Origin of the sequence: Burkholderia sp. LK4, from assembly GCF_001043615.1 — a bacterium.
GTDB lineage: Bacteria > Pseudomonadota > Gammaproteobacteria > Burkholderiales > Burkholderiaceae > Burkholderia > Burkholderia cepacia.
In genome coordinates this window covers 95244-115405 of the sequence record NZ_LDUL01000045.1, presented here as the reverse complement: position 1 = coordinate 115405, position 20162 = coordinate 95244, and the positions used below count along the sequence as shown (strand labels likewise).

General features: G+C 64.9%; 16 protein-coding genes. 10 read left to right on the top strand and 6 right to left on the bottom strand.

Going from position 1 to position 20162, the window contains the following annotated elements; all coding sequences use genetic code 11:
• Positions 1 to 19: 19 nt before the first annotated feature.
• Positions 20 to 1435, bottom strand: coding sequence for a TolC family protein (locus tag VK92_RS23030; RefSeq protein WP_048021818.1), 1416 nt, complete (start codon positions 1433 to 1435; stop codon positions 20 to 22).
• Positions 1436 to 1716: 281 nt separating this feature from the next.
• Between VK92_RS23030 and VK92_RS41985 the strand changes: the two genes are divergently transcribed.
• The 7 genes from VK92_RS41985 (at position 1717) to ppk2 (ending at position 9346) form a co-directional block, all read left to right on the top strand.
• Positions 1717 to 1890: a hypothetical protein gene (locus tag VK92_RS41985; protein WP_006495012.1), complete on the top strand. Its 174-nt coding sequence runs from the start codon at positions 1717 to 1719 to the stop codon at positions 1888 to 1890.
• A 225-nt stretch (positions 1891 to 2115) separates the two neighbouring features.
• Positions 2116 to 2301, top strand: a complete 186-nt coding sequence (locus tag VK92_RS23025) for a hypothetical protein (protein ID WP_021159490.1) — start codon at positions 2116 to 2118, stop codon at positions 2299 to 2301.
• A gap of 144 nt (positions 2302 to 2445) precedes the next feature.
• Positions 2446 to 4566: a peptidase domain-containing ABC transporter gene (locus VK92_RS23020; protein ID WP_048021820.1), complete on the top strand. Its 2121-nt coding sequence runs from the start codon at positions 2446 to 2448 to the stop codon at positions 4564 to 4566.
• Positions 4563 to 5567: a hypothetical protein gene (locus VK92_RS23015; protein WP_048021938.1), complete on the top strand. Its 1005-nt coding sequence runs from the start codon at positions 4563 to 4565 to the stop codon at positions 5565 to 5567. The genes VK92_RS23020 and VK92_RS23015 overlap by 4 nt, the downstream gene beginning before the upstream one ends.
• Positions 5568 to 5579: 12 nt before the next feature.
• On the top strand, positions 5580 to 6875 hold the full coding sequence (locus VK92_RS23010; protein WP_048021822.1) for an HlyD family secretion protein: 1296 nt from the start codon (positions 5580 to 5582) through the stop codon (positions 6873 to 6875).
• 4 nt (positions 6876 to 6879) lie between these two features.
• Positions 6880 to 8307: an OmpW/AlkL family protein gene (locus VK92_RS23005; RefSeq protein ID WP_048021824.1), complete on the top strand. Its 1428-nt coding sequence runs from the start codon at positions 6880 to 6882 to the stop codon at positions 8305 to 8307.
• A gap of 88 nt (positions 8308 to 8395) precedes the next feature.
• Positions 8396 to 9346, top strand: a complete 951-nt coding sequence (ppk2, locus tag VK92_RS23000; protein WP_021159485.1) for a polyphosphate kinase 2 — start codon at positions 8396 to 8398, stop codon at positions 9344 to 9346.
• 66 nt (positions 9347 to 9412) lie between these two features.
• On the opposite strand, the gene VK92_RS22995 is transcribed toward ppk2, so the two are convergent.
• The 3 genes from VK92_RS22995 to VK92_RS22985 all read right to left on the bottom strand — a co-directional run bounded on the left by VK92_RS22995 (position 9413) and on the right by VK92_RS22985 (position 11832).
• Positions 9413 to 10000, bottom strand: a complete 588-nt coding sequence (locus tag VK92_RS22995; RefSeq protein WP_048021826.1) for an IMPACT family protein — start codon at positions 9998 to 10000, stop codon at positions 9413 to 9415.
• Positions 10001 to 10248: 248 nt separating this feature from the next.
• Complete coding sequence (locus VK92_RS22990; protein ID WP_048021827.1) at positions 10249 to 10899, bottom strand: DUF2625 domain-containing protein; 651 nt, start codon at positions 10897 to 10899, stop codon at positions 10249 to 10251.
• Between the two features lie 75 nt (positions 10900 to 10974).
• Entirely contained in the window at positions 10975 to 11832 is an 858-nt protein-coding gene (locus VK92_RS22985; protein WP_021159482.1) for a LysR family transcriptional regulator, read from the bottom strand.
• 125 nt (positions 11833 to 11957) lie between these two features.
• On the opposite strand from VK92_RS22985, the gene VK92_RS22980 reads away from it, so the two are divergent.
• Both VK92_RS22980 and VK92_RS41980 read left to right on the top strand, forming a co-directional pair.
• Entirely contained in the window at positions 11958 to 12536 is a 579-nt protein-coding gene (locus tag VK92_RS22980) for a DUF4865 family protein (protein ID WP_048021829.1), read from the top strand.
• Entirely contained in the window at positions 12533 to 12706 is a 174-nt protein-coding gene (locus VK92_RS41980; RefSeq protein WP_155634187.1) for a hypothetical protein, read from the top strand. Before VK92_RS22980 ends, VK92_RS41980 begins: the two co-directional genes overlap by 4 nt.
• Before the next feature lie 76 nt (positions 12707 to 12782).
• Here the strand turns inward: VK92_RS41980 and VK92_RS22975 are convergent, their stop codons facing one another.
• Positions 12783 to 14984, bottom strand: coding sequence for a glycoside hydrolase family 3 C-terminal domain-containing protein (locus VK92_RS22975; RefSeq protein WP_048021830.1), 2202 nt, complete (start codon positions 14982 to 14984; stop codon positions 12783 to 12785).
• Between the two features lie 810 nt (positions 14985 to 15794).
• On the opposite strand from VK92_RS22975, the gene VK92_RS43075 reads away from it, so the two are divergent.
• Complete coding sequence (locus VK92_RS43075; RefSeq protein ID WP_231600506.1) at positions 15795 to 18080, top strand: hypothetical protein; 2286 nt, start codon at positions 15795 to 15797, stop codon at positions 18078 to 18080.
• Positions 18081 to 18376: 296 nt separating this feature from the next.
• Here the strand turns inward: VK92_RS43075 and VK92_RS22955 are convergent, their stop codons facing one another.
• Entirely contained in the window at positions 18377 to 19558 is a 1182-nt protein-coding gene (locus VK92_RS22955) for a polysaccharide biosynthesis/export family protein (RefSeq protein ID WP_124544750.1), read from the bottom strand.
• Positions 19559 to 20162 lie beyond the last annotated feature (604 nt).

The window sequence follows — 20162 nt, the reverse complement described above, 5'->3', positions numbered from 1 at the left end:
GACCCACGCTCAACCACGCTTAACCACGGTCGCTCACCGCGTTGCTTTCGAGAAAGCTGTCCACCGCGATCAACGACTGTTCGTCGAGCGTGCCGAGCACGCTTTTCAGCTTCAGTTGCAGCTTCAGCGCGTCGAGATAGCTGTCGAACAGCTTCTGCCGGATGCCCGAGATGTCGCGCCGCAGGTTCAGCGTTTCGTACGTCGTGCTGTAGCCGACCTGATGCGCCTTCATCGACGAATCGTATGCGAGCCGTGCGGCCTGCAGCGACTGCTGCAGCGCGCGGATGCGCTTGCCGACCGATTCGAGCGCGGACAGCGCCTCGCGATGATCGGTGCCCAGTTGCTCCTCGACTTCGCGCAGTCGGTTGCGGTACTGCTCGGTCACGTGCTCGGCTTCCACCTGCCGGTAGTACACGCTGCCGCCGGAGAAGATCGGGATCGTCACCTGCACGCCGACCGCGCTCTGATGGAAGTCGGAGCGATCGGTCAGGCCGCGCAGGTTCGGGTTGAGCCCGCGCGAATACGACGCGAACAGGTCGACGGTCGGCAAGTGCTCGGCGCTGACGCGCTTCGCGGCGAGCCGCGCGACCTGGACGTCGCGGTACGCCTGCCGGTACGCGGGGTTGTCCTGCGGCGCATAGTCGCCCGACGGAATGCGCGGCGACGAGCCGCGCATCGCGAGCCGCGGCCAGCGCGAGAAATCGATCGTCGACCCGAGCAGCGTCTCGTAGCGCGCACGGCGCGCGTCCACGTCGGTTTGCGCGAGGGCTTCGTCGGATTGCGCAAGACTGCGGCGCGCCTCGATTTCGGCCGTGTCGCCGATCGTCTTCATGCCGAGCTGTGCCATGCGTCGCGTATCGCTTTCGAGCCGGGTGAGCGCGTTCACTTCGTCGTCGGCCGACTGCAGTTTCTCGCGCGCGCTCAGCAGGTCGAAACACGCGTTCGCGACGCGCAGGATCAGGTCCTGCTTCGCGACCTCGAGCTTCTGCTTCGCCGATTCCTCGTACTCGGTCGCGCGCCGCATGTCGTACAGGTAGGGCACGTTGAACAGCGCCTGCGTGACCTGCGCGGAACCGTATGCGGCATTGCTCGATCCGCTGACGTCGATGCCGAACAGGTTCGCGTGCGTGCCGTAGCGTCCCCACTCGAGCTGCGCGGCGGCCTGCGGCAACATCTGCGCGCGTGCTTCGGGGAATTTCTGGCGGGCCGCATCGTATTCGCTGCGCGCCTGCAGGTAGCGCGGATCGTGCACGACCGCGTACTGGTAGGCGGTGTCGAGGCAGAACGCACGCGCGTTCGCCGATACGCCGGTTATCGTTACAGCGAACAATGTCACGGTTGCAAGTCGGGGATTCCACCTAGTCGTAAAACTTGATAGGGAATTACCCGAATTCCGCGTCGCCGATCCGCAATTCGCGCGCCTCGTTTCAAACATGGCCGTCTCCGTCTCCTGCCCGTGCCGCAATGCATTGCGCCGGGATTTAAACGTATTGAAATTGAAATTCAAACAGCGTGAATGCCTGCCATCCGTGGCGCACCGGAAAACGCGCCTGTAAGAGTGTGTCCTCCATTGAATTCCGATGCGCCCGCATGATAGCCTGATTTCGGCTCGTAATCGCAGTGATTATTAGATTAACAAGTCGCTAGGGATTAAAAGCCGTTTGTCTTTCTATGAAGGTTCTTTGCATCATCTTTATTTTTTACGAGGAGAGAATGATGAAGGTCATGACGACGGAACAGGTCAGGAATGTGCATGGCGGCGGTGCGATCAGCTCGCTGGGTAGCCTCGCCGTTGACGCCGCGCCGGTGGTGACCGCGCTCGGCCAGTTCCTGCCGAGCCTCGGCAATTACCTGCAGAACCCGAAGACGTTCAATAACACCGGCAAGTAACCGCCGTGCGCGGGGAGGCGCCCCCCGCGCGAAATGCCGCTAAACAGAAGGAAAAGAATCGATCGCCGAAGTGGCAATAAAGCGAATCCGGAATGCATTATTTCCGGTTCGGGCGATTATCAGGAGGCGGGAGTGCCGGATTATCACCGTAATAAAGTAAACGGCCATTGAGATTGCAATTGGCTGACGGTGGCGGGCATTCCGACAATATAAAGGCCACAACAAATGCGAGACATCACGGAAGAACAGGCCCGCCAGATTCGCGGCGGCGCGTCGCTTTACTCCAATTCGGCCGCCTATACGGTCGATCTCGTCAACCAGTCGATCGGGACCACGCTGCAGGGCCTGATGACCCAGTACCAGGCCCGCGCCGTCGAACAGTTCCGGATGTCGCTCGGCTCGTCGCGCTGAGCGGCCCGCCAGGCGGCCGGTAATACCGGTCTTCCGTCGCAGCCGGCAGCGTGCCGGCTGTGCCCTTGCGTATCGCGCACGACCCGCCACGGGCCCGCACCGGCAGGCCCGGGCGGCGTGTCGTCGCGCCCCGGGTGCCCGACCATGCTCTTCAATACGCGTAAAGTCCGTCCGGTCCTGCAGGACGAGGTGACGGAGTGCGGCCTGGCCTGCCTCGCGATGATCGCGTCGTGGCACGGGCGCGAAACGACGTTGCGTGCGCTGCGCAACCGCTATCCGGTCCGGATCGATTCCGGGCTGTCGTTCTTCGACCTGATGGAGATCTCAAACGATCTCGGCCTGCGCGCACGCGGGCTGCAGTTCGACGCGGGCGAACTCGACGCGCTCAAGACGCCGTGCATCCTGCACTGGGGGATGAACCACTATGTCGTGCTGACGAAGGTCGGCTACGGCAGCGTGCACATCGTCGATCCCGCGCTCGGCGAAACGAAGCTGCCGCTCGCGCAGGCGCTCACGCACATCACGGGCTACGCGCTCGAACTGAATCCCGATATCGGCTTCACGCGGGCGGGGCGGGCCGACCGGATCCGGCTGCGCGACTACCTCGAAGGGCTGACCGGCATTCGCAAGAGCCTCGCGATCGGCATCGCAGGCGGCGTCGCCGCGCAGCTCCTGCTGCTGCTTGGCCCGTCGTACGTGCAACTGACGATCGACGAGGCGCTGAAGAAGACCGACGTCGACATCCTGTACCTGCTGACGATCCTGTTCGCGATCGTGTTCCTGTTCGACACGCTCTACGCGAACCTCGTCGGCAACATCAAGAGCTACCTGCGCAACATCGTGTCGCAGCAGTTGTCGGCGAACATGGTCGGGCATCTCGCGCGGCTGCCGATCGGTTATTTCCTGTTCCACAACACCGGCGATTCGATCTCGCGCGTGTCGTCGGTGTCGGAGGTCGGGCGGTTTCTCGTCGACGGGCTGGTCGGCGGGCTGCTCAATATCGTCACCTGCACGCTGACGCTCGTGCTGATGCTGTACTACAGCCCGGTGCTGGCCGGCATCAGCCTGGCCGGGATGATGCTGTTCGCGCTCAGCCGGCTCGCGATCCAGCCGCAACTGCAGGACGCGATGTCGCAGATCCTCACACGCGGCGCGGAAGCCGACGCACTGCTGATCGAGAACATCCGCTCCGCGCACTCGATCAAGCTGCTGTCGGCCGAAACCGCGCGCAGCAGCCTGTGGGTCAACGCGTTTACGCAGAAGCTGCAGGCGATGCGCCAGCAGGAGCGGCTGCAACTGCTGTTCGATGCGGTGTCGAAGGGGATCGTGCACGTCGAGCAGCTCGCGATCGTCACATACGGCGCGTGGCTTGTCATGCACGGCCAGAGCACGATCGGCGTGATCTACGCGTTCATCCAGTACAAGAACCTGTTCGCGGACAAGTTCATCGATTCGATCCAGCTCTACGTGCGCCGCAAGGTGTTGCAGGTGCACATGGACCGCGTCGCCGACGTGTTGCAGACCGAGACCGAGGAACCCGCGCCGGACGCGGTCGTGCGGCCCGTCGACGGTTTCGACGGCACGCTTTCCATCCGCGCGCTGTCGTACACGCCGAAGGGCGGCAACCGCCCGATCCTGCGCGACATCGCGCTCGACGTGCCGGCCGGCAGCAAGATCGCGATCGTCGGCCGCACCGGCAGCGGCAAGACGACGCTGCTGAACCTGATCTGCGGGCTCGTGCGGCCCGAGCCCGGCACGCTGTTCGTCGGCGGCGTCGATCTCGCGGAAGTGAACCTGCGGCAGTACCGCAAGCATCTCGCCGCCGTCACGCAGTCCGACCAGCTGTTTCGCGGCACGATCCGCGACAACATCACGAACTTCGCGCCCGCGCCGCGCATCGGCGCGATGTTCGACGCGGCGAAGCTCGCGTGCATCCACGACGAGATCGAGCGGCTCGACCATCGCTACGACACGCCGCTCGGCGATACGCAGAAATTCCTGTCGGCCGGGCAGATGCAGCGGCTCCTGATCGCGCGGGCGCTGTATTGCGAGCCGCGCCTGCTGATCCTCGACGAATTCTCGTCGAACCTCGATCAGGCGACGACCCACGAGATCTGCCGCAACGTGCTGACGCTACCGTGCACGATCGTGCTCGTCACGCACGACGCGTCGATCCTGTCGATGGTCGACCGGATCTACCAGATGCACGACGGCGTATTGACCGACGCGACCGATGCGTGGCGTGCGGCCGAGGAGGCACGGTGATGCTCGGGCGACTCTTCCTGCTCAATCCTTTCTCGTATGCGTTTCTGGTGCGGCGCGCGGTGCGGGCCGTCGCGCTGCGCACGTCGCCGGCGCGCGGGCTGCGGCTGATGCGCTGGTGCTCGGGCGCGTGCCTGCGCTGCTTTCCGTGCATTCGCGAGTCGATCGAGCGCGCGGTCGCGTACATGCTGAGCGCGCACCTGAACGACGATCCGCGGCGCGTGCGGGACGTGTCGGCGGCGATCGTGCGCGAACTGTTCGAAGCGGAATTCGCGGGGCTCAAGCTGCGCACGCACAGCCTTGAATCGATGAAGTCGATGATCGACGGGATGGCGTGCGAAGGCGACGAGCAGCTGCGGGCGGCACTCGCGCGCGGCGGCCCGCTGATGCTCGCGGGGCTGCACTTCGGCAACCTGATGCTGTTCGTCACGAAGCTGCGCTTCATGATTCCCGACGACCGCAAGCTGATGGTGATCCTGCACCGGGATGCGCCCGGTGCGTTCTTCGACGATGCGCTGCGGCTCGTCGCCGAATACGGCGCCGGCGAAGTCGAGTTCATCGACATCGAGGAGCGCGTGCACCTGCGGCGGCTGATCACGAGCCTGCGGCGCGAGGCGCCCGTGTTCCTGCTGTTCTCCGACCTGCACGGCAAGTTCGGCAAGACCAACCGCTGCCGGCTCGGCGGCCGCTGGGTGCGGATGGCCGGCGGCGGCGTGAAGCTCGCGGTCGAGCAGGGGATTCCGCTGCTCGTCGCGTATGCGACGGGCGTGCCGTTCCGCGATCGCTGCGCGGTGCATTTCACCGAGCTCGCGGCCAGCCCGCTCGTGCCGATGCTCGGCGCGGACGACGACGCGTCGCCGGTGCGCGCCACGCACCAGCGCATCGTCGACCGTCTCGAACAGGCGCTCGTACGCCAGCCGGAGCAGTGGCATTTCTGGGAACACTTCACGCCTTACCTGATGCCGACGCCGCTGCTCGATGCGGCCGCGCGGCGTCGCTCCTGACGAGCCCGCCCCATGCCGACCTGGAATTCCGCCCTCCGAGAACAGAAGCCGTCGCGCAAGCTCGCGCGCGGTACGACTTTCGGCACCGTGATCCACGGCGTCGTCGACGTGCCGGTGTCGATGCGCTTCTTCTGCTACCTGTCGCTCGCGATGTTCGCGATGTTCGTGACCGCGCTCGTCGAACTGAGCTACGCGAATACCGAGAGCGTGTCGGGGATGCTGACGCCGCGCTCGGGGCTGATCGGTGTCAGCGCGCCGCCGGGCTGGGCCGTGCGCGACGTCTACGTCGGCAAGGACCAGTACGTGAAGGCCGGCCAGCGGCTGCTGGCGGTGACGCGCGACACGAGCTTCGTGAGCCAGGCGAACAACGTGCAGGGGATGCGTGCGGCGCTCGACCGGCAGCGCGTCGAGGTCACGCAGCAGATCGACGCGGCACGCCTCGAATACAGGTCGTCGGTACAGCAGATCAACCAGCAGATCGCCGCGCAGGGCGAGAGTCGCGGGCTGATCGACCGGCAGATCCAGGACCAGAAGCGCATCGTCGACGAGTACGGCGAACGGCGCGCGCGCGTGAAGCAGCTGCTCGACGAACAGGTCGTGACGCTCGAACAGTACAACCAGGTCAACACGCAGTACCTGCAGGCCGGGCAGGCGTACCAGGACCTGCTGCTGCGGCGCGCCGAGCTCGCGAAGAATGCGATGAAGCTGCGCGGCGACCTCGACACGATGCAGAGCAAGTACGACGGGGCGAACGCGGAGCTGAAGATCAAGCAGGAGGAGCTGAACGCGAAGGAATACAACATCGACGAGAACGTGAACCAGGTGCTGTACGCGCCGGCCGACGGGCAGATCGTGCGGCTCGACGTCGTGCAGGGCGGCGTGATCGACCCGCCGGGTACGCGCGTCGTCGAAATCCTGCCCGCGAAGGCCGACGGGCTGATCGCCGAGGTCTACATTCCGTCGTCGAAGGCCGGCTTCGTGAAGAAGGGGCAGGAGGTGAAGGTTGCGTACGCAAGCTATCCGGTCGAGAAGTTCGGCACCTATCGCGGCAAGGTGCTGTCGATCTCGCCCGTCGCGTTTTCCGCGAAGGAGCTGAACCTGCCGGGCGATGCCGCCACGCCGCAGACCTACTTCAAGACCTGGGTCGAGCTGGCCGACCGCACGCCGGCGTTCGAAGGGCGGCCGCTGTCGCTGCGGGCCGGGATGATGCTGAAGGCCGACATCGTGCTGGAGCGGCGCAGCCTGCTCGAATGGCTGTTCGAGCCGTTGTACCGGATCCGTCAACGCCTGTTCGGCGTGCCGGCCTGAGCCGATGGCGAGCCGGGACACGTACCGCCGCCGTGCGCGGCCGGGCGCCGTGCGTCCGCTGTCGCGCTGGCTCGGCGCGACGCTGTTCGCGTGCGCGGCCGCCGCGCATGGCGCGCCGCAGCCGGACGCGGACGCCGAACCACGCTGGCAGGCCGGCGCCGACGGGATCGGCTTCTGGCCGGGCGGCGACGCGGACGGATTCGATGCGAGCGCATGGGCGACCGACGCGGGGCCGGCGCGCGGCGGGCGCGGCAGGCACGGCAGACACGGAGAAGAGGCCGACGGGCCGCAACCCGACGCCGTCCCGTTGACGGCGCGCAAGATCACGCTCGGCCAGCGAACCGGCGGGGCGGGGCGCGCATGCGCGGCAGCACCCGACGACGGCGCGGACGGCATCGGCTTCGACGACGGTGGCGCCAGTGCCTCCGGTGGCGCCGTTGGCGGCTGCGATCCGGCCGCGCCGCGCGACGCGGCGGCGGGCGACATGCCGGCGCCCGGCGTCGTCCACGCCGACCGGATGCCGTACGAACTGCATCCGGTCGATCCGTCGCGGCTGCCCGATCTGCCGGCCGCCCAGGCGCCGCCGTTGCTGACGCAACTGATGGGTGACGACCGCAACATGGTCGGCCTCGGCTGGCACTTCGTCGGCACCACCGGCCGATCGACGCCCGTGACGACGCACACGGACGCACTCGGGCTGAACAGCTTCCAGAACCAGGGGTCGCAGCTGTCGCTCGGCAACACGAACACGCTGGCGTTCACGCTGACGCATTTTTTCTCGGAGAACTGGGCGGCCGAACTCGGCGCGGGCATTCCGCCGGTGCTGACGCTGCGCGGGCACGGCAGCATCGCGCTGCCGCTCGACCGGATCTTTTCAGGCGTCCAGGGGCGCTTTCCGCTGATCGATCTCGCGAACACGCAAAGCAACCCGCTCGCGACCACGCGCGCGTGGCTCGGGTCCGTCGTGTTCAAGTATTACCTCGGCGAGCGCGACGACCGTTTCCGCCCGTTCGCGGGCATCGGCGTCAGCTATACGCGCTTCACGAACACGAACCTGAATCCCGTGTTCCAGCGCAAGCTCGCGTCGCTCGGCGGGCTGCTCGCGGCGGGCGCGGACATCGGCAGCCTGCAGTCGCTGCTGCTCGACCCGGCGCTGTTCCAGCGGATCTGGGATGCCGGCGGCGACCTGCTGCTGTCGGGCAAGACCAACGTGTCGGCGAAGGTGAAGAGCGTGTGGGAGCCGGTGTTCACCGTCGGCGCGAGCTACCAGATCACGCGCCAGTTCTGGATCACCGGCATGGTGACCTATATCCCGTTACGTACGAAGATTACGCTGGATATCGACCAGCCGAACCGGCAGCTCGCGTCGAACACGTTCGACATTGCCGCGAACCCCGTGCTGGCGAGCGTGCTGCTCGCGTTCCGCTTCTGACCGGTGCGCCGGCCCTTTTTCATGAATTTGACGCGCGACGCTGGGATAATGTCGGCGTTTGGCTGCGTCAACGATGGAAGGAGGCCCCATGGGCGACAACGATAACCGCACCGAGACCGACAACCGCGCCGATCTCGAATCGATGGAAGCGCGCCAGCGCCGCTTCGAGGAAGACCTGGTCGACGCTTACGACGAAGAACTCGAGATGGAGCTCGACGATCGCCGCTTCGACGACAGCGACGACCTGCTGTTTTCGCAGGAGCGGCGCGAAGCGCGCAAGCAGTATTTCCGCGAGCTGTTCCGCCTGCAGGGCGAACTCGTGAAGCTGCAGGACTGGGTCGTGAGCACGGGGCACCGGCTCGTCGTCATTTTCGAGGGGCGCGATGCGGCCGGCAAGGGCGGCGCGATCAAGCGCATCACGCAGCGGCTGAACCCGCGCGTATGCCGCGTGGCGGCGCTGCCGGCGCCGAACAACCGCGAACGCACGCAGTGGTATTTCCAGCGCTATGTCGCGCATCTGCCTGCCGGCGGCGAAATCGTGCTGTTCGACCGCAGCTGGTACAACCGCGCGGGTGTCGAGCGTGTGATGAACTTCTGTACCGACGACGAATACGAGGAGTTTTTCCGTTCGGTGCCCGAGTTCGAGAAGATGCTCGTGCGCAGCGGGATCCAGATCGTCAAGTACTGGTTCTCGATCACCGACCACGAGCAGGAAGTGCGGTTCCAGAGCCGGATCGAGGATCCGCTCAAGCAATGGAAGCTGAGCCCGATGGATCTCGAGAGCCGCCGCCGCTGGGAAGCCTACACGGCCGCGAAGGAAGAGATGCTGCTTCGCACGCACATTCCGGAAGCGCCGTGGTGGGTCGTGCAGGCGGTCGACAAGAAGCGCGCGCGGCTGAACTGCATTCACCATCTGCTGCAGCAGGTGCCGTATCACGAGGTGCCGCACGCGCCGATCGACCTGCCGCCGCGCGAGCATCACGAGGACTACATCCGCCGGCCGGTGCCGGACGACATGATCGTCCCGGACACTTACTGACCGACCGACTGACCGGCGCCGGGATTCGTCCGGCCACGCGGGGAACGCAGACGCGTTGCCCGCGCGTCACGTCGCCGGAAATCCCGAGCGCCCTTGCGTCAGGTCGAACAGTTCGGTTCTTGCCGCGGCTTCGGCGTTTTCCGGCAGCTTGATCGAGAGCTTCACCGTCATCCCGTACGCGCTGTCCACGAGCGTGTATCCGGCCTGTTCGATCCAGCGGCGCACGCGTGCCTCGTCCGGGTAGCCGATCTCGATCGCGAGCCGCGTGTAGCGGACACGTTCGACGCGCTGGGCGTCGAGCAGCGCCGATGCGATCGCATCCGTATAGGCCCGCACCAGTCCGCCCGCGCCGAGCTTCACGCCGCCGTAGTAGCGTACGACCGCGCCGAGCACGCCGTCGAGATCGTGATGGCGCAGCACTTCGAGGATCGGCCGGCCCGCGGTGCCCGACGGCTCGCCGTCGTCCGACATGCCCGACTGACCACCCGCCAGCAACGCCCAGCACACGTGGGTGGCCGCAGGATGCTCGTCGCGCAGGCGCTGCAGCGCCTGCATCGCGGCGTCGCGATCGTCGACGGGGATCGCGAACCCGATGAAGCGGCTCTTGCGGATCTCGAGTTCGCGGATGCAGGTGGTGGCGAGCGAGTAACTCATGCGTCGCGAGATGAAAGGTGTAGGGAAATCAAGATGATGACGGCCGGGCGATGCGTTGGATATCGACCCGCGCAGGCCTCGGGCGGCGGCACGAGGGGGCGGGATGAAACAGGAATTTTACCGTGGCGCGCATCGACGCCTTTCGAAGCCGTCAAAACGCGATGCCGATGTGAATGCTCAGGTGCGGCCAAGCGCACCGGCTTGGCCACGCGACTCGACGTCCCGGATTCGAAGGCAGGTCCACCGGATCACGGTTGTCTCGACGTCTTGGCGCCGGCGCCGATCTGGAGCGCATACAGCTCGGCAACGTCGACCGCCCGACGGCTGCTGCGTTCGACCGATCCTTCTTTCGTCCACAGGAATGGATGGAAGCTGAAGCATTGATCCGTCGTCAGGCGCTGGACATCGGCCTGCCAGCCGGGCCAGCGCATGCTCGCGTAGAAGTCGCTCAACGTGTCGCCGAGCGACCATCGCACGAAGTCGCCGTACCCGATCCCGAGGGGCTCCCATTCCAGCGTGTCGGGTGCAAAGTAGTACACGGAGCCCGTGTCCTCCCCGAGTGCGCCGCCATTCAAGGCGAAGAATCCGCCGACGGCATCATCCGCGACCAACAGAAAGCCGGAGGAGCGTCCCTGATTCCAGCCGACGATGTCCCGGGGCAACGCGGGATGGCCCGAGCCGAGCAGACGAAGGTAGCCGCCGTCCACGAGCAGGCCGCCGGTCGAATAGGCGATGGCCCCCAGGAGCGATCGCGTGGTGACCTGAAGGGTGGACAGGATTTCGCCATTCCGGCCCGATGGCGGCAATATCTCGCAACGATCACGCGCTGCCGCCGACCACTCGATCAATGACGGCAGGGCGGATTCACGCTCGTTGACCAGTTCGTCCAGCGGACGCATGTGTCTTCTCTCCAGGTGGTTCGGTTCGGCATGGGTCGAGCCGGGGCGATACGGCCTGCACCGGCTCGTGCGGCATCAACGCGCCCCGACCGACGAGCGCAGTGCCGCGCCGAGCGTGCGCAGTGCCTGCCGGGCTCGCGCATCGGTCAGGCTCGAGTGGAGCACCACGTCGCGCGTCGGCAATGGCGGCAGCCCGTATCGCGCACCGACGTCGACCGTGCCGGCGGGCGCCACGCGATGCCCGAGCGCCGCGACGGCCAGCCCCGCGGACACCGCCGCGCCGATCGTCGCGATGCCGCCGCCGACGAACACCTCCGTCCAGGCGACACCGGCCTGGTCGAGCGCGCCGATCGCCATGCGGCGCACGCTGCAGGGCTCGGCTTGCGTGGCCAGCCGCAGCGGTTGCGGCGGATGGTACTCGAAATCCGTCGCGGCCATCCAGCCGAACGACTCCGACAGGATGGTTTCGCCGTCGAGCCGCCGGCTGTCGTGCTGCAGCGCGACGGCCGCGTCGAGCTGGCCGCGGTCGAATGCATCGAGCACGTCGCGCGACGCGGCGACGCGGATCTCCAGCACGAGCGTCGGCTCCGCCTCGCTCATGCGCCGCAGCAGCATCGGGAGATCGGCGCCGACGACATGGTGGCTGACGCCGATCACCAGCCGCCGCCGGCCGGTGCCGAACGCGCCGACCGCACCGTGGTGGGCGGCCACCAGTTCGCGCGCCGGCTCCAGGAATGCGGTGCCGTCGGCCGACAGGCGAACCTGCCGCGGTGTGCGTTCCAGCAGGCGGCGGCCGAGGCCGCTTTCGAGCCGCTTGATCTTCAGGCTCACAGCGGACTGCGTCGTGTCCATCGCCTCGGCGGCCCGCGTGAAGCTCTTGAGGTCGGCGGTCAGCACGAACGCCTGCACGGCTTCGATGTCGAGCGTTTTCATCGCACACTCATCCATTGAAAAATTGAATCATTGAAATATTCTGCCATCGTATTTTCAAATGATTCAAGGTCTTCTACGCTGTTCTCGAGCCATTCGGAATCTCCGTTTCCGTTCAGGAGTCGATCATGCTGACCGCGTACTACGTGCACCGCCTGCCGGCGGACTACGACCTCGACATCGTCCGCCATCGCGTGCGCGAGCGCGGCAAGCTCTGGGACGACGCGCCGGACCTGGTGTTCAAGGGGTTCCTGCTGCGCGAGGCGGGCCGCTACGGTGCGACGGAAAACGGCTATGCGTCGTTCTATCTGTGGCGTAACGAGCAGGCGTTCGCCGGGTTCGTCACGGGCGGCCGGTACCGGGTCGTGACGGACAGCTTCGGCCGCGCGCCGATCGACGTGCAGGTCGCGCTCGATGCGCGCAAGGGCAGTGCGTCGACGGGGCGCTTCGTTCGTCTGGAAGCCGTCGATATTCCGGCGGATGCCGACCTCGAGGCGACGCTGGCGCGGGAGGTGGCGCGCAATCGCGAAGTGGCGGCGCGGCAGGGTGTGGTGGCGGCCGCGGTCAGCCTGGACTCGCTACGCTGGCGGCTCACGTGTGCCGTCGTCACCGAACACGATCCGGACGACGGCGGCGCAGGCACGGTGTATCAGGTGCTGCATCTGGCGAGGCCGTTGCTCGATACGCTGGAAGGGAGCGGAGCATGACGACGGGTGCCGCGTCGCGATCGCGAGCCGGGCCGTCGGGTGCCGTGAGCGACCCGGCATCCGTGCGATTGCCGGCCGGCCTCGTGGTCGCCGCGCATCTGGCCGGGATCGCGGCGGGGATCGCCGCGATTGCCACGCTCGCGACGCTGCTGGCGCTACTGTTCCGGTGAGGATCGCCGGTGCGCACGGCGGAAGACGGAGGAGCCGGGCGCGACACGCGCGGCTCCTCCGCTGGGTTGGCGCCGCTCAGTGCCCCTGCAACCGGATATCCCGCGACGACGCACCGACGTACACGGTGCCGCCCGGCACGAACCGCCAGCCGTTACGCGACGTATCCCACACGCTCTGCATGCGCGGCGACACGGTCACGCGTACACGCCGCGCCTCGCCCGGATTCAGCCGGATCTTCTCCCAGCCGACCAGCCGCTTCGGCGGTTCGTCCTTGTACGGCACGCCGAGATAGACCTGCGGGATCTCCGCACCGGCGACGCGCCCGTCGTTGCGTACCGTGAACGCGACGCTCAGCGACCCGTCCCACTGCTTCGACACCGACAGCCCCGAATACGCGAAGTGCGTGTACGACAGCCCGTAGCCGAACTCGAACATCGGCTTGATGTTGCGCGCGTCATACCAGCGATAGCCCATGTTCAGCTTTTCCGCGTAGACCGGGTCGTTGTCGAACGTGCCGTTTTGCCCCCAGGCCGGCGAATCCTGATCGCGCGCGGGGAAGGTGACGGGCAGTTTGCCGGACGGATTGACCGCGCCGAACAGCACGTTCGCGATCGCCTTGCCGCCGGCTTCGCCCGGATACCACGCCTCGACGATCGCCGACACGTTGTCCTTCCACGGCATCAGCACCGGATTGCCGCTCTGGACGACGACGATCGTATGCGGATTCGCGCGCGCGACGGCTTCGACGAGCGCGTCCTGGTTCGACGGGTTCGCGAGGCTCAGGCTCTGCAGGTCGCCGAAATCCTCGCCGGCCGGCTGGGCCACCACGACGATCGCGACGTCCGAGCGGCCCGCGAGTGCCGCGGCCTGGTCGATTTCCTGCTGCGTATACGCACGGAACGGCGACTGCTGGTCGCTGTTGCCCGCATACGTGACCTGCGCGGCCGGCGCAAGCGCGCGGATGGCCGCGACGATCGGCACGTCGACCTTCAACCACGGATTGCGCCACCAGCTGCACCCGGTCGACGCGCCGAACGTCAGGCCGCCGCAACCCGCGAACGAACCCGACACCGGGTCGCGCGTGTTGCCCGAGCCGCCGCCGGACAGCACGGCCGCGTCCGCATGGCCGCCGATCACGGCAATGCGCGACAGCGCCGATGCTGCCAGCGGCAATTGATTGCCGTCGTTCTTCAGGAGCACGATCGACTGCTCGGAAGCGGCCTGCGCGAACCGGTTCGCGGCCGCGAAATCGATCGTGCCGCCGCCGGTGGCCGGATCGTCCATCACGCCGACGCGGATCATCACGGCGAGCTTGCGCCGCACCATGTCGTCGAGCCGTGCGGTCGACACCGAGCCGTTCGCGATCGCCTGCTTGACGGCCGTCGGCGTCAGGTACACGCTCGGCCCGACGTCCTCTTCCTCGTCGAGCCCGGCATTGATCGCGGCGGCCGTGCTGTGCGTGGCGCCCCAGTCGGACTGCACCTGGCCCTGGAAGCCCCATTCGTTCTTCAGCACGTCGTTCAGCAGGTGAGTGTTTTCGCATGCGTATGCGCCGTTCAGCCGGTTGTAGCTGCACATCACGCTGCCGGGGCGACCGCGCTTCGCGGCGATCTCGAACGGCAGCAGGTAAAGCTCGCGCAGCGTGCGTTCGTCGATCTGCGTGTTGCCGCCCATCCGGCCGTGCTCCTGCTCGTTGCCCGCGTAGTGCTTGATCGTGGCGATGACCTTTTGCCGCTGCGTGGCGAGCGTGCGTTCGGCGAGCAGGTCGCCCGCGAGCAACGGATCTTCGCCGAGATACTCGAACAGCCTGCCACCGCGCGGCTCGCGCGCGAGATTGGTGCCCCCGCCGAGGCCCATGCCGAATCCTTGCGCGCGCAACTGGATCGCGACCTGCTTGCCGTAGTCGTACGACAGCCGGCGATCCCAGCTCGCGGCGACGGCGATCGTCGCGGGGAACGTCGTGCTGGCCTGCGACGTGCTGCCGGAGCCGGTCGCCGAGTCGACCATGTTGAGATCGGGAATGCCGAGCCGCGGCACGCCCTGGATATAGCCGGCGCCGCCGCCCGGCACCTTGGACATTTCGTATTGCGAATGGATGAACTGGAGTTTCTCGTCGAGCGTCATCTTGCGCACGAGCAGGTCGGCGCGTCGTTGCGCGGCGGCCGACGCGAACGCATCGGTCGCATCGCCTTGCGCGTTGAAGTCGGCATCGCCTGCGTAGGCGGTGGTGCAGAGGGTCGCTGCCAGCACGACGGCCGGCCAGAGTGTGTCCCGCATGTTGCTCTCCTGATCGTATTGCCGATTGTTCGGATGATGTCTGGAGCTGCGCTCGTCCGGTGGATTCGCACCGGACGCATTCGGCTGGCGATGCAGGGTGATTGCGCGTCGGCATGCCAGGCCGGGCGGGGAATCGTTACGGCCGGTTGGGCTCGACCGGTCAACGCGGGCGGCGACGCGCGGGCCGCCCGGCACTGCCGAATCGGATGTAGCGATTCTCTGCAGCGACTAATGGTATGAATGTAGTTTGACTACAGCATCGGTGTTTCTACCGATACGTACGATCTTTATTGCGTAGTCGCGCAGGGTGGGTTGGAAAGGCGGTCATCGTTCCCGATGGTGGGGGTGTGGTCGGGTAAGAAGTACCAGTGTGCTGGTGCTATTGCGAGAGCAACACGCCGCGACTAGTTGTCCGGTTCGTTGCGTGCACATCTAACGGGATCGACATTGACATGTCATCGAATACGACGCGGTTGACCGGATGTTCGAAACGTACTTTTCATATGGCGATGGCGGTATCGCTCAATCACTTGGGTCATTTCACGCACTGTTTGCCGGTGAATCTGTTTATAGTCTTGCGCGGGTGCGTACGCTCGATCGAACTCGCACATCTCTTTTCGATAATCAATAAACCGGGCATCGAATCCGAAGGTGCGACAGGAGTTGATTTCCGCTAAGTCCGACAATCACACGTGCAGGATCGATATGGCATTCCAGCTTCAGGATCGGGTTCAGGAAACGACCACTTCCACCGGTACGGGGGCACTGTCCCTGGCCGGTGCAATGACGTGATTCCGCGCATTTTCGTCCGTGTGCGCCAATGCCGATACTTTCTATTACGGGCTGCAAGCCGTCACGGGGGCCGGTGTTCCGAGCGGGAACTGGGAGATCGGAATCGGCACATACAACGCCAGCGGGAACACGCTAGCGCGTACCACCGTGCTGGCGTCGAGCAATGGCGGTGCGGTCGTGAATCTGGCTGCGGGTACCACGCAGGTATGGATGGATTTACCTGCGGCGCTTCCGGCCAATTTGCCGGTTAGCGCCAAATATTTTGGTGCGAAGGGAAACACCCGGATCGTCAACGACGGCGTCACGACATCGGGATCAACATCGTTTTCGTCGGCCTCGGCGGTATTCACGGCGGCGGACGTCGGCAAGCGTATCGACATCGCGACAACGAACGCCAGTGGCGTTGCAACGCTGGTCGTTTCCACCACGATTGCGGCGTTCGTCAGCGCAACGCAGATCACGCTCGCGAAAGCGGCCAATGCGTCGGCGACCGGGGCGAACGTGGTCTACGGCACCGACGACGGCCCGGCCCTGACAGCCTGGCTGAATTACCTGATGACTATCTGGCCGGTCAAAGGCGACCTGCCTGCCGGGGTCTACTATTCGAGCCTCGTGCTTCCGCCGATCACCAAGCCGATAGCCGTGTTCGGGCATTCGGCGCGCACCTCGATCATTCAGTTCGGAGCCGGCGTCAGCGGCCAATGCCTGACGGTATTGAACGCGGGCTTCAACAACGAAGCGACGGATTTGCCGCAGACCGGAAACGTGTCATGGACGTCGAGCATGGCCGTGCTCGCCGGGTGTGTCCTGCGCGACTTTACCCTTCAGGGCAATCGCGCGTGCGCATCACTGCAACATGGCCTCGTGTTGCAGGGCAACGTGGACTGGCTCGATGTCGCTCACGTGAACTGTCTGTATTTCCGCGGCGCCGGCGTGCTGTGGATGGACACCGGAAGCGGATCGACGCAAGCACGCGCCAACGTGCGCGAGATCAATCTGAACACGATGAAGATCAGGCACTGCGGCGACCTGTCGACGAATACGCCGAGTTTCGGGGTCTACCTTGACGACAGCCCGGCTGCCGCTATGTCCGACTCGTCGAACCTGTTCAACCTGAACAATATCGACATCATCTTCAGCTATGGCACCGCGCTTGCCGTGCAGGATCGGCGCACGTCGAATACCGGCTTCCCGCTGTACGGAATTCAAGCGAGAAACATCGTGCTGCACGACCGGATGACGACGATGGGACTGAGCGGCGGCCGGATGTTTAGCGTCATCGGACAGGTCACAAACTGCCTGTTCGACATCAACGTCCCGCTGAGCGCACGTAATGATTACGCAGCGGAGATTCTGCCGAACCCGAATTTCAATGTTTATCCCACGGACAATGAATTTACCTTCGCATTCCCGAAGACGGTGAAGGGGGTGACGATCGGGAATATCGGCTACAACACGATCAGGTTCAGGAATTATTTCGGATGTGCCGAGGCGGTGTTCATTTCCACCGAGAGCCCGTACAACCTGCGAATCGATTGCGAGACCGACAGTGTGTTTCAGCAGGTCGCATCCGCCCTGATGCTGACGGGGACGGGCGCCGTCGCGATCCCGGGCTGGTCATTCGGTACGACACCGAACCTGTCGATCTTCATGCCGGTCAACGCAGTCAACGGGACCGGCGATACGACGCTGGCGACCATTTTCGGCATCACGGGCACGATCACGCGTTCGGGAAGCGTCACGGCCGGGACCGACACCTATACGTTTACGCCGTCTTCATCCAGTACCGCGTACATTCCCGCCGGTGAATACTTCTCGAAGATCTGCGTCGACGCTTCGCAAGGCAACGGTGTCGCCGGGCGCTACAAATATATTCCGGAAGACCGCTACGGACGCGCTGTCAACAGCGCATGGGCCAGCGGGCGCCTGCTGCAAATGTGGCCGTGGCAATTTCACATCGAGAATGCAACCGGGCTCGTTCGTTACAGCTACGGCGTGCCGACGGCCGACAGCGCGGGTAACGCGATGGCGGTATGGTCCAACGGCTTCGTCGGCACAAGTTCGACGCCCGGGGTGACCGGTATCAGCAAACTGACGGCGAACTACGCGTCGCCCACGACGCTGACCAACCTGATCGGGGGCATCGACGGCCAGTCGGTGAAGATCGTTGCGACCAACGGCAATTGCACGATCGCGAACAACGCGAACATCCAGACGACAACCGGCGGCAATGTCGTCATGGCGAGCGGCCAGGTCCTGACTTTTACGTTCGACGCAACACTGAACAAGTGGTGTGGCGGTTAGCAAGCCGCGGTCACGATCGCTTTTCAGGGTGTGGCACCATTTCCGTATGAAGTTTGGCGTTCGGTGGGGTTGCTCACATACGCGCCGGGCTGGACGGTGTCCAATCGTGTGTCGCCGCGGGAGCGGCCGCGCCGGAGCACGACCGTGACGGCAGATAGCGCGGGGCGCTAGCCGACTGTATATCGTGCCGCTCACGCGAGGCCGCGGCGTATCCCCCCGGATAAATGAAACAGCGTGCGTCACCGGACGGTGTCTTTCCGGTTCGCACGCTGACTTGCCGAGGCCGACAAGCGGAATTACTTGGTGATGAGCGCGCCGGTCAAACCCGCACTGATTGCCGGCAGCAATAGATTCAGCACGCGGCTGGCCCGGACGAGTCCGGTATTGTCGACATAGACGATGTCCTTCGACGCCAGCGGGAACTGATTCGCCAGCAGCATCGAAACCGGTGACTTCATGTCGAGTCGATAGACTACGGGATCGCTGTCGTCGGCCTTGCGCAACACGAAAACCTGTTTGGCATTCGACGTCTGCTGGTTGAGTTGGCCGGCTTGTGCAAGTGCTTCGTTCAGCGTGAGCGAACCGTCACGTTGCGGCGGCACGGCCAGCGGCTTGTTGACTTCACCCATCACGTAGATCGGATTGTCTTCGCGCGCGCTCACATGCAGCAGGTCGCCCGGCTGCAGCATGATGGCGGCGGGGTTCTTGCCCGTTTGCATCATCCGCGCGACATTCACCGGATACGTCGTCCCATTGCGCGTGATCGTGACGCGACTCTGGTCCGCTGTCGGTGCAAAGCCACCGGCGCGATTGACTGCTTCGACCAAAGTCATCGGAATGTCGTTGATCGCCTGCGAACCGGGTGCTCGCACTTCACCGTCTACATACACCTGCTCGGCACGGAACGATGCCACGCGAACGGTAACTTGCGGCTTGATAAACACCTTCTTGAGTTCGGCAGTGACTTCCCGCTGGATCTGCACCGCGTTTTTTCCGGCGGCGTGGATCGGTCGCGTCATGTATGGAAACTGCACGTTGCCGTCGCTATCGATGACGAAACCGGGCGCCGCGTCCGAGGACTTCGTGTTCGGCGTCGGCTGGCCGGCAGCGGTGGCGAATTCCGGGTGATCCCATACCGTGATTTGCAACACGTCTCCCGGACCGAGCCTGTAGCCGCTTGGCCTGCCGAGCAGATTGTCGGGAATGGGCGACGCGGTGCGGTTCTTCTGCTCCGCGCGAATGAGCGTGATCAGCGTCAGATCGATCTGCTTGACCGGCACCTTCATGTCGCTGGTCACGTCACCGTTGTCGTCAGTCGTGACCGGCAATGCAGGGGACGACGCCATGTGCTGTCCGGGCGCATATGCACAAGCGGAAAGCATGGCGGAAATCGCCAGGCAAAGCGCCGCGCGCGTTCGGCGCCCTGTCGGGTCGTTCTTGTTCGGCACCGATGTGCCGAATCGTTCGTGGCTGCTCATGTCGTCATTCAGCATGGTTAAACAAAAAGCCTTGTCATCGATACATTGACGTATTGCGACGAAGACGTTTTTCGGCAGGTGACGGGGGCTCATGAACCTGAGTTCGACCGAAGACCCACTTGTTTCCTCGCTCGCTTGCCGTTCCAGTCGACCGATTATCAAACGCCTCGACCTCATCGCATGCTGCCGGGCGTACCGGCCGATCCGGGATGGGTTCCCGCATGGGCCATGTTGGACGAACCACGGAAAAAGGATGTGCGTTAGTTCACCCAGCCGTGGATAGCAGGCCGGATTGGTCGCTCGCGAGCAGTCGTTGATTCGTCATTTATTTGTGCGGTTGGGGTAGGTCGAAAACAGGGGGGGAACCTTGCGGTCGGGCGCGTTCAAGTAGGCTGGGCCACATTTCTCGAATCGACCCCCGACGTGGCGCGAGAGGGTCGGCGACCCGGTGATTCGCTTACTCGGGGCCGCTTAATGTAAGGCATCGCACTCAGAAAACCGCGCATTTATCGCATAGTGATCCGGACCAGCAAGGTCACTTGTTTTCTGTTCAACGAATTCGACGGTGCGTTCTCGCGTGCAGGTGGTCGGACTCAGGACAAGT

What these genes read in the sequence shown, in the direction of transcription:
- VK92_RS22955 (WP_124544750.1), bottom strand. Translation starts at nt 19,558, where the DNA reads ATGAGCAGCCACGAACGATTCGGCACATCGGTGCCGAACAAGAACGAC.
- VK92_RS22975 (WP_048021830.1), bottom strand. Translation starts at nt 14,984, where the DNA reads ATGCGGGACACACTCTGGCCGGCCGTCGTGCTGGCAGCGACCCTCTGC.
- VK92_RS22985 (WP_021159482.1), bottom strand. Translation starts at nt 11,832, where the DNA reads ATGAAAACGCTCGACATCGAAGCCGTGCAGGCGTTCGTGCTGACCGCC.
- VK92_RS22995 (WP_048021826.1), bottom strand. Translation starts at nt 10,000, where the DNA reads ATGAGTTACTCGCTCGCCACCACCTGCATCCGCGAACTCGAGATCCGC.
- VK92_RS22990 (WP_048021827.1), bottom strand. Translation starts at nt 10,899, where the DNA reads ATGCGTCCGCTGGACGAACTGGTCAACGAGCGTGAATCCGCCCTGCCG.
- VK92_RS23025 (WP_021159490.1), top strand. Translation starts at nt 2,116, where the DNA reads ATGCGAGACATCACGGAAGAACAGGCCCGCCAGATTCGCGGCGGCGCG.
- ppk2 (WP_021159485.1), top strand. Translation starts at nt 8,396, where the DNA reads ATGGGCGACAACGATAACCGCACCGAGACCGACAACCGCGCCGATCTC.
- VK92_RS23030 (WP_048021818.1), bottom strand. Translation starts at nt 1,435, where the DNA reads ATGTTTGAAACGAGGCGCGCGAATTGCGGATCGGCGACGCGGAATTCG.
- VK92_RS23005 (WP_048021824.1), top strand. Translation starts at nt 6,880, where the DNA reads ATGGCGAGCCGGGACACGTACCGCCGCCGTGCGCGGCCGGGCGCCGTG.
- VK92_RS41985 (WP_006495012.1), top strand. Translation starts at nt 1,717, where the DNA reads ATGAAGGTCATGACGACGGAACAGGTCAGGAATGTGCATGGCGGCGGT.
- VK92_RS22980 (WP_048021829.1), top strand. Translation starts at nt 11,958, where the DNA reads ATGCTGACCGCGTACTACGTGCACCGCCTGCCGGCGGACTACGACCTC.
- VK92_RS23010 (WP_048021822.1), top strand. Translation starts at nt 5,580, where the DNA reads ATGCCGACCTGGAATTCCGCCCTCCGAGAACAGAAGCCGTCGCGCAAG.
- VK92_RS23020 (WP_048021820.1), top strand. Translation starts at nt 2,446, where the DNA reads ATGCTCTTCAATACGCGTAAAGTCCGTCCGGTCCTGCAGGACGAGGTG.
- VK92_RS41980 (WP_155634187.1), top strand. Translation starts at nt 12,533, where the DNA reads ATGACGACGGGTGCCGCGTCGCGATCGCGAGCCGGGCCGTCGGGTGCC.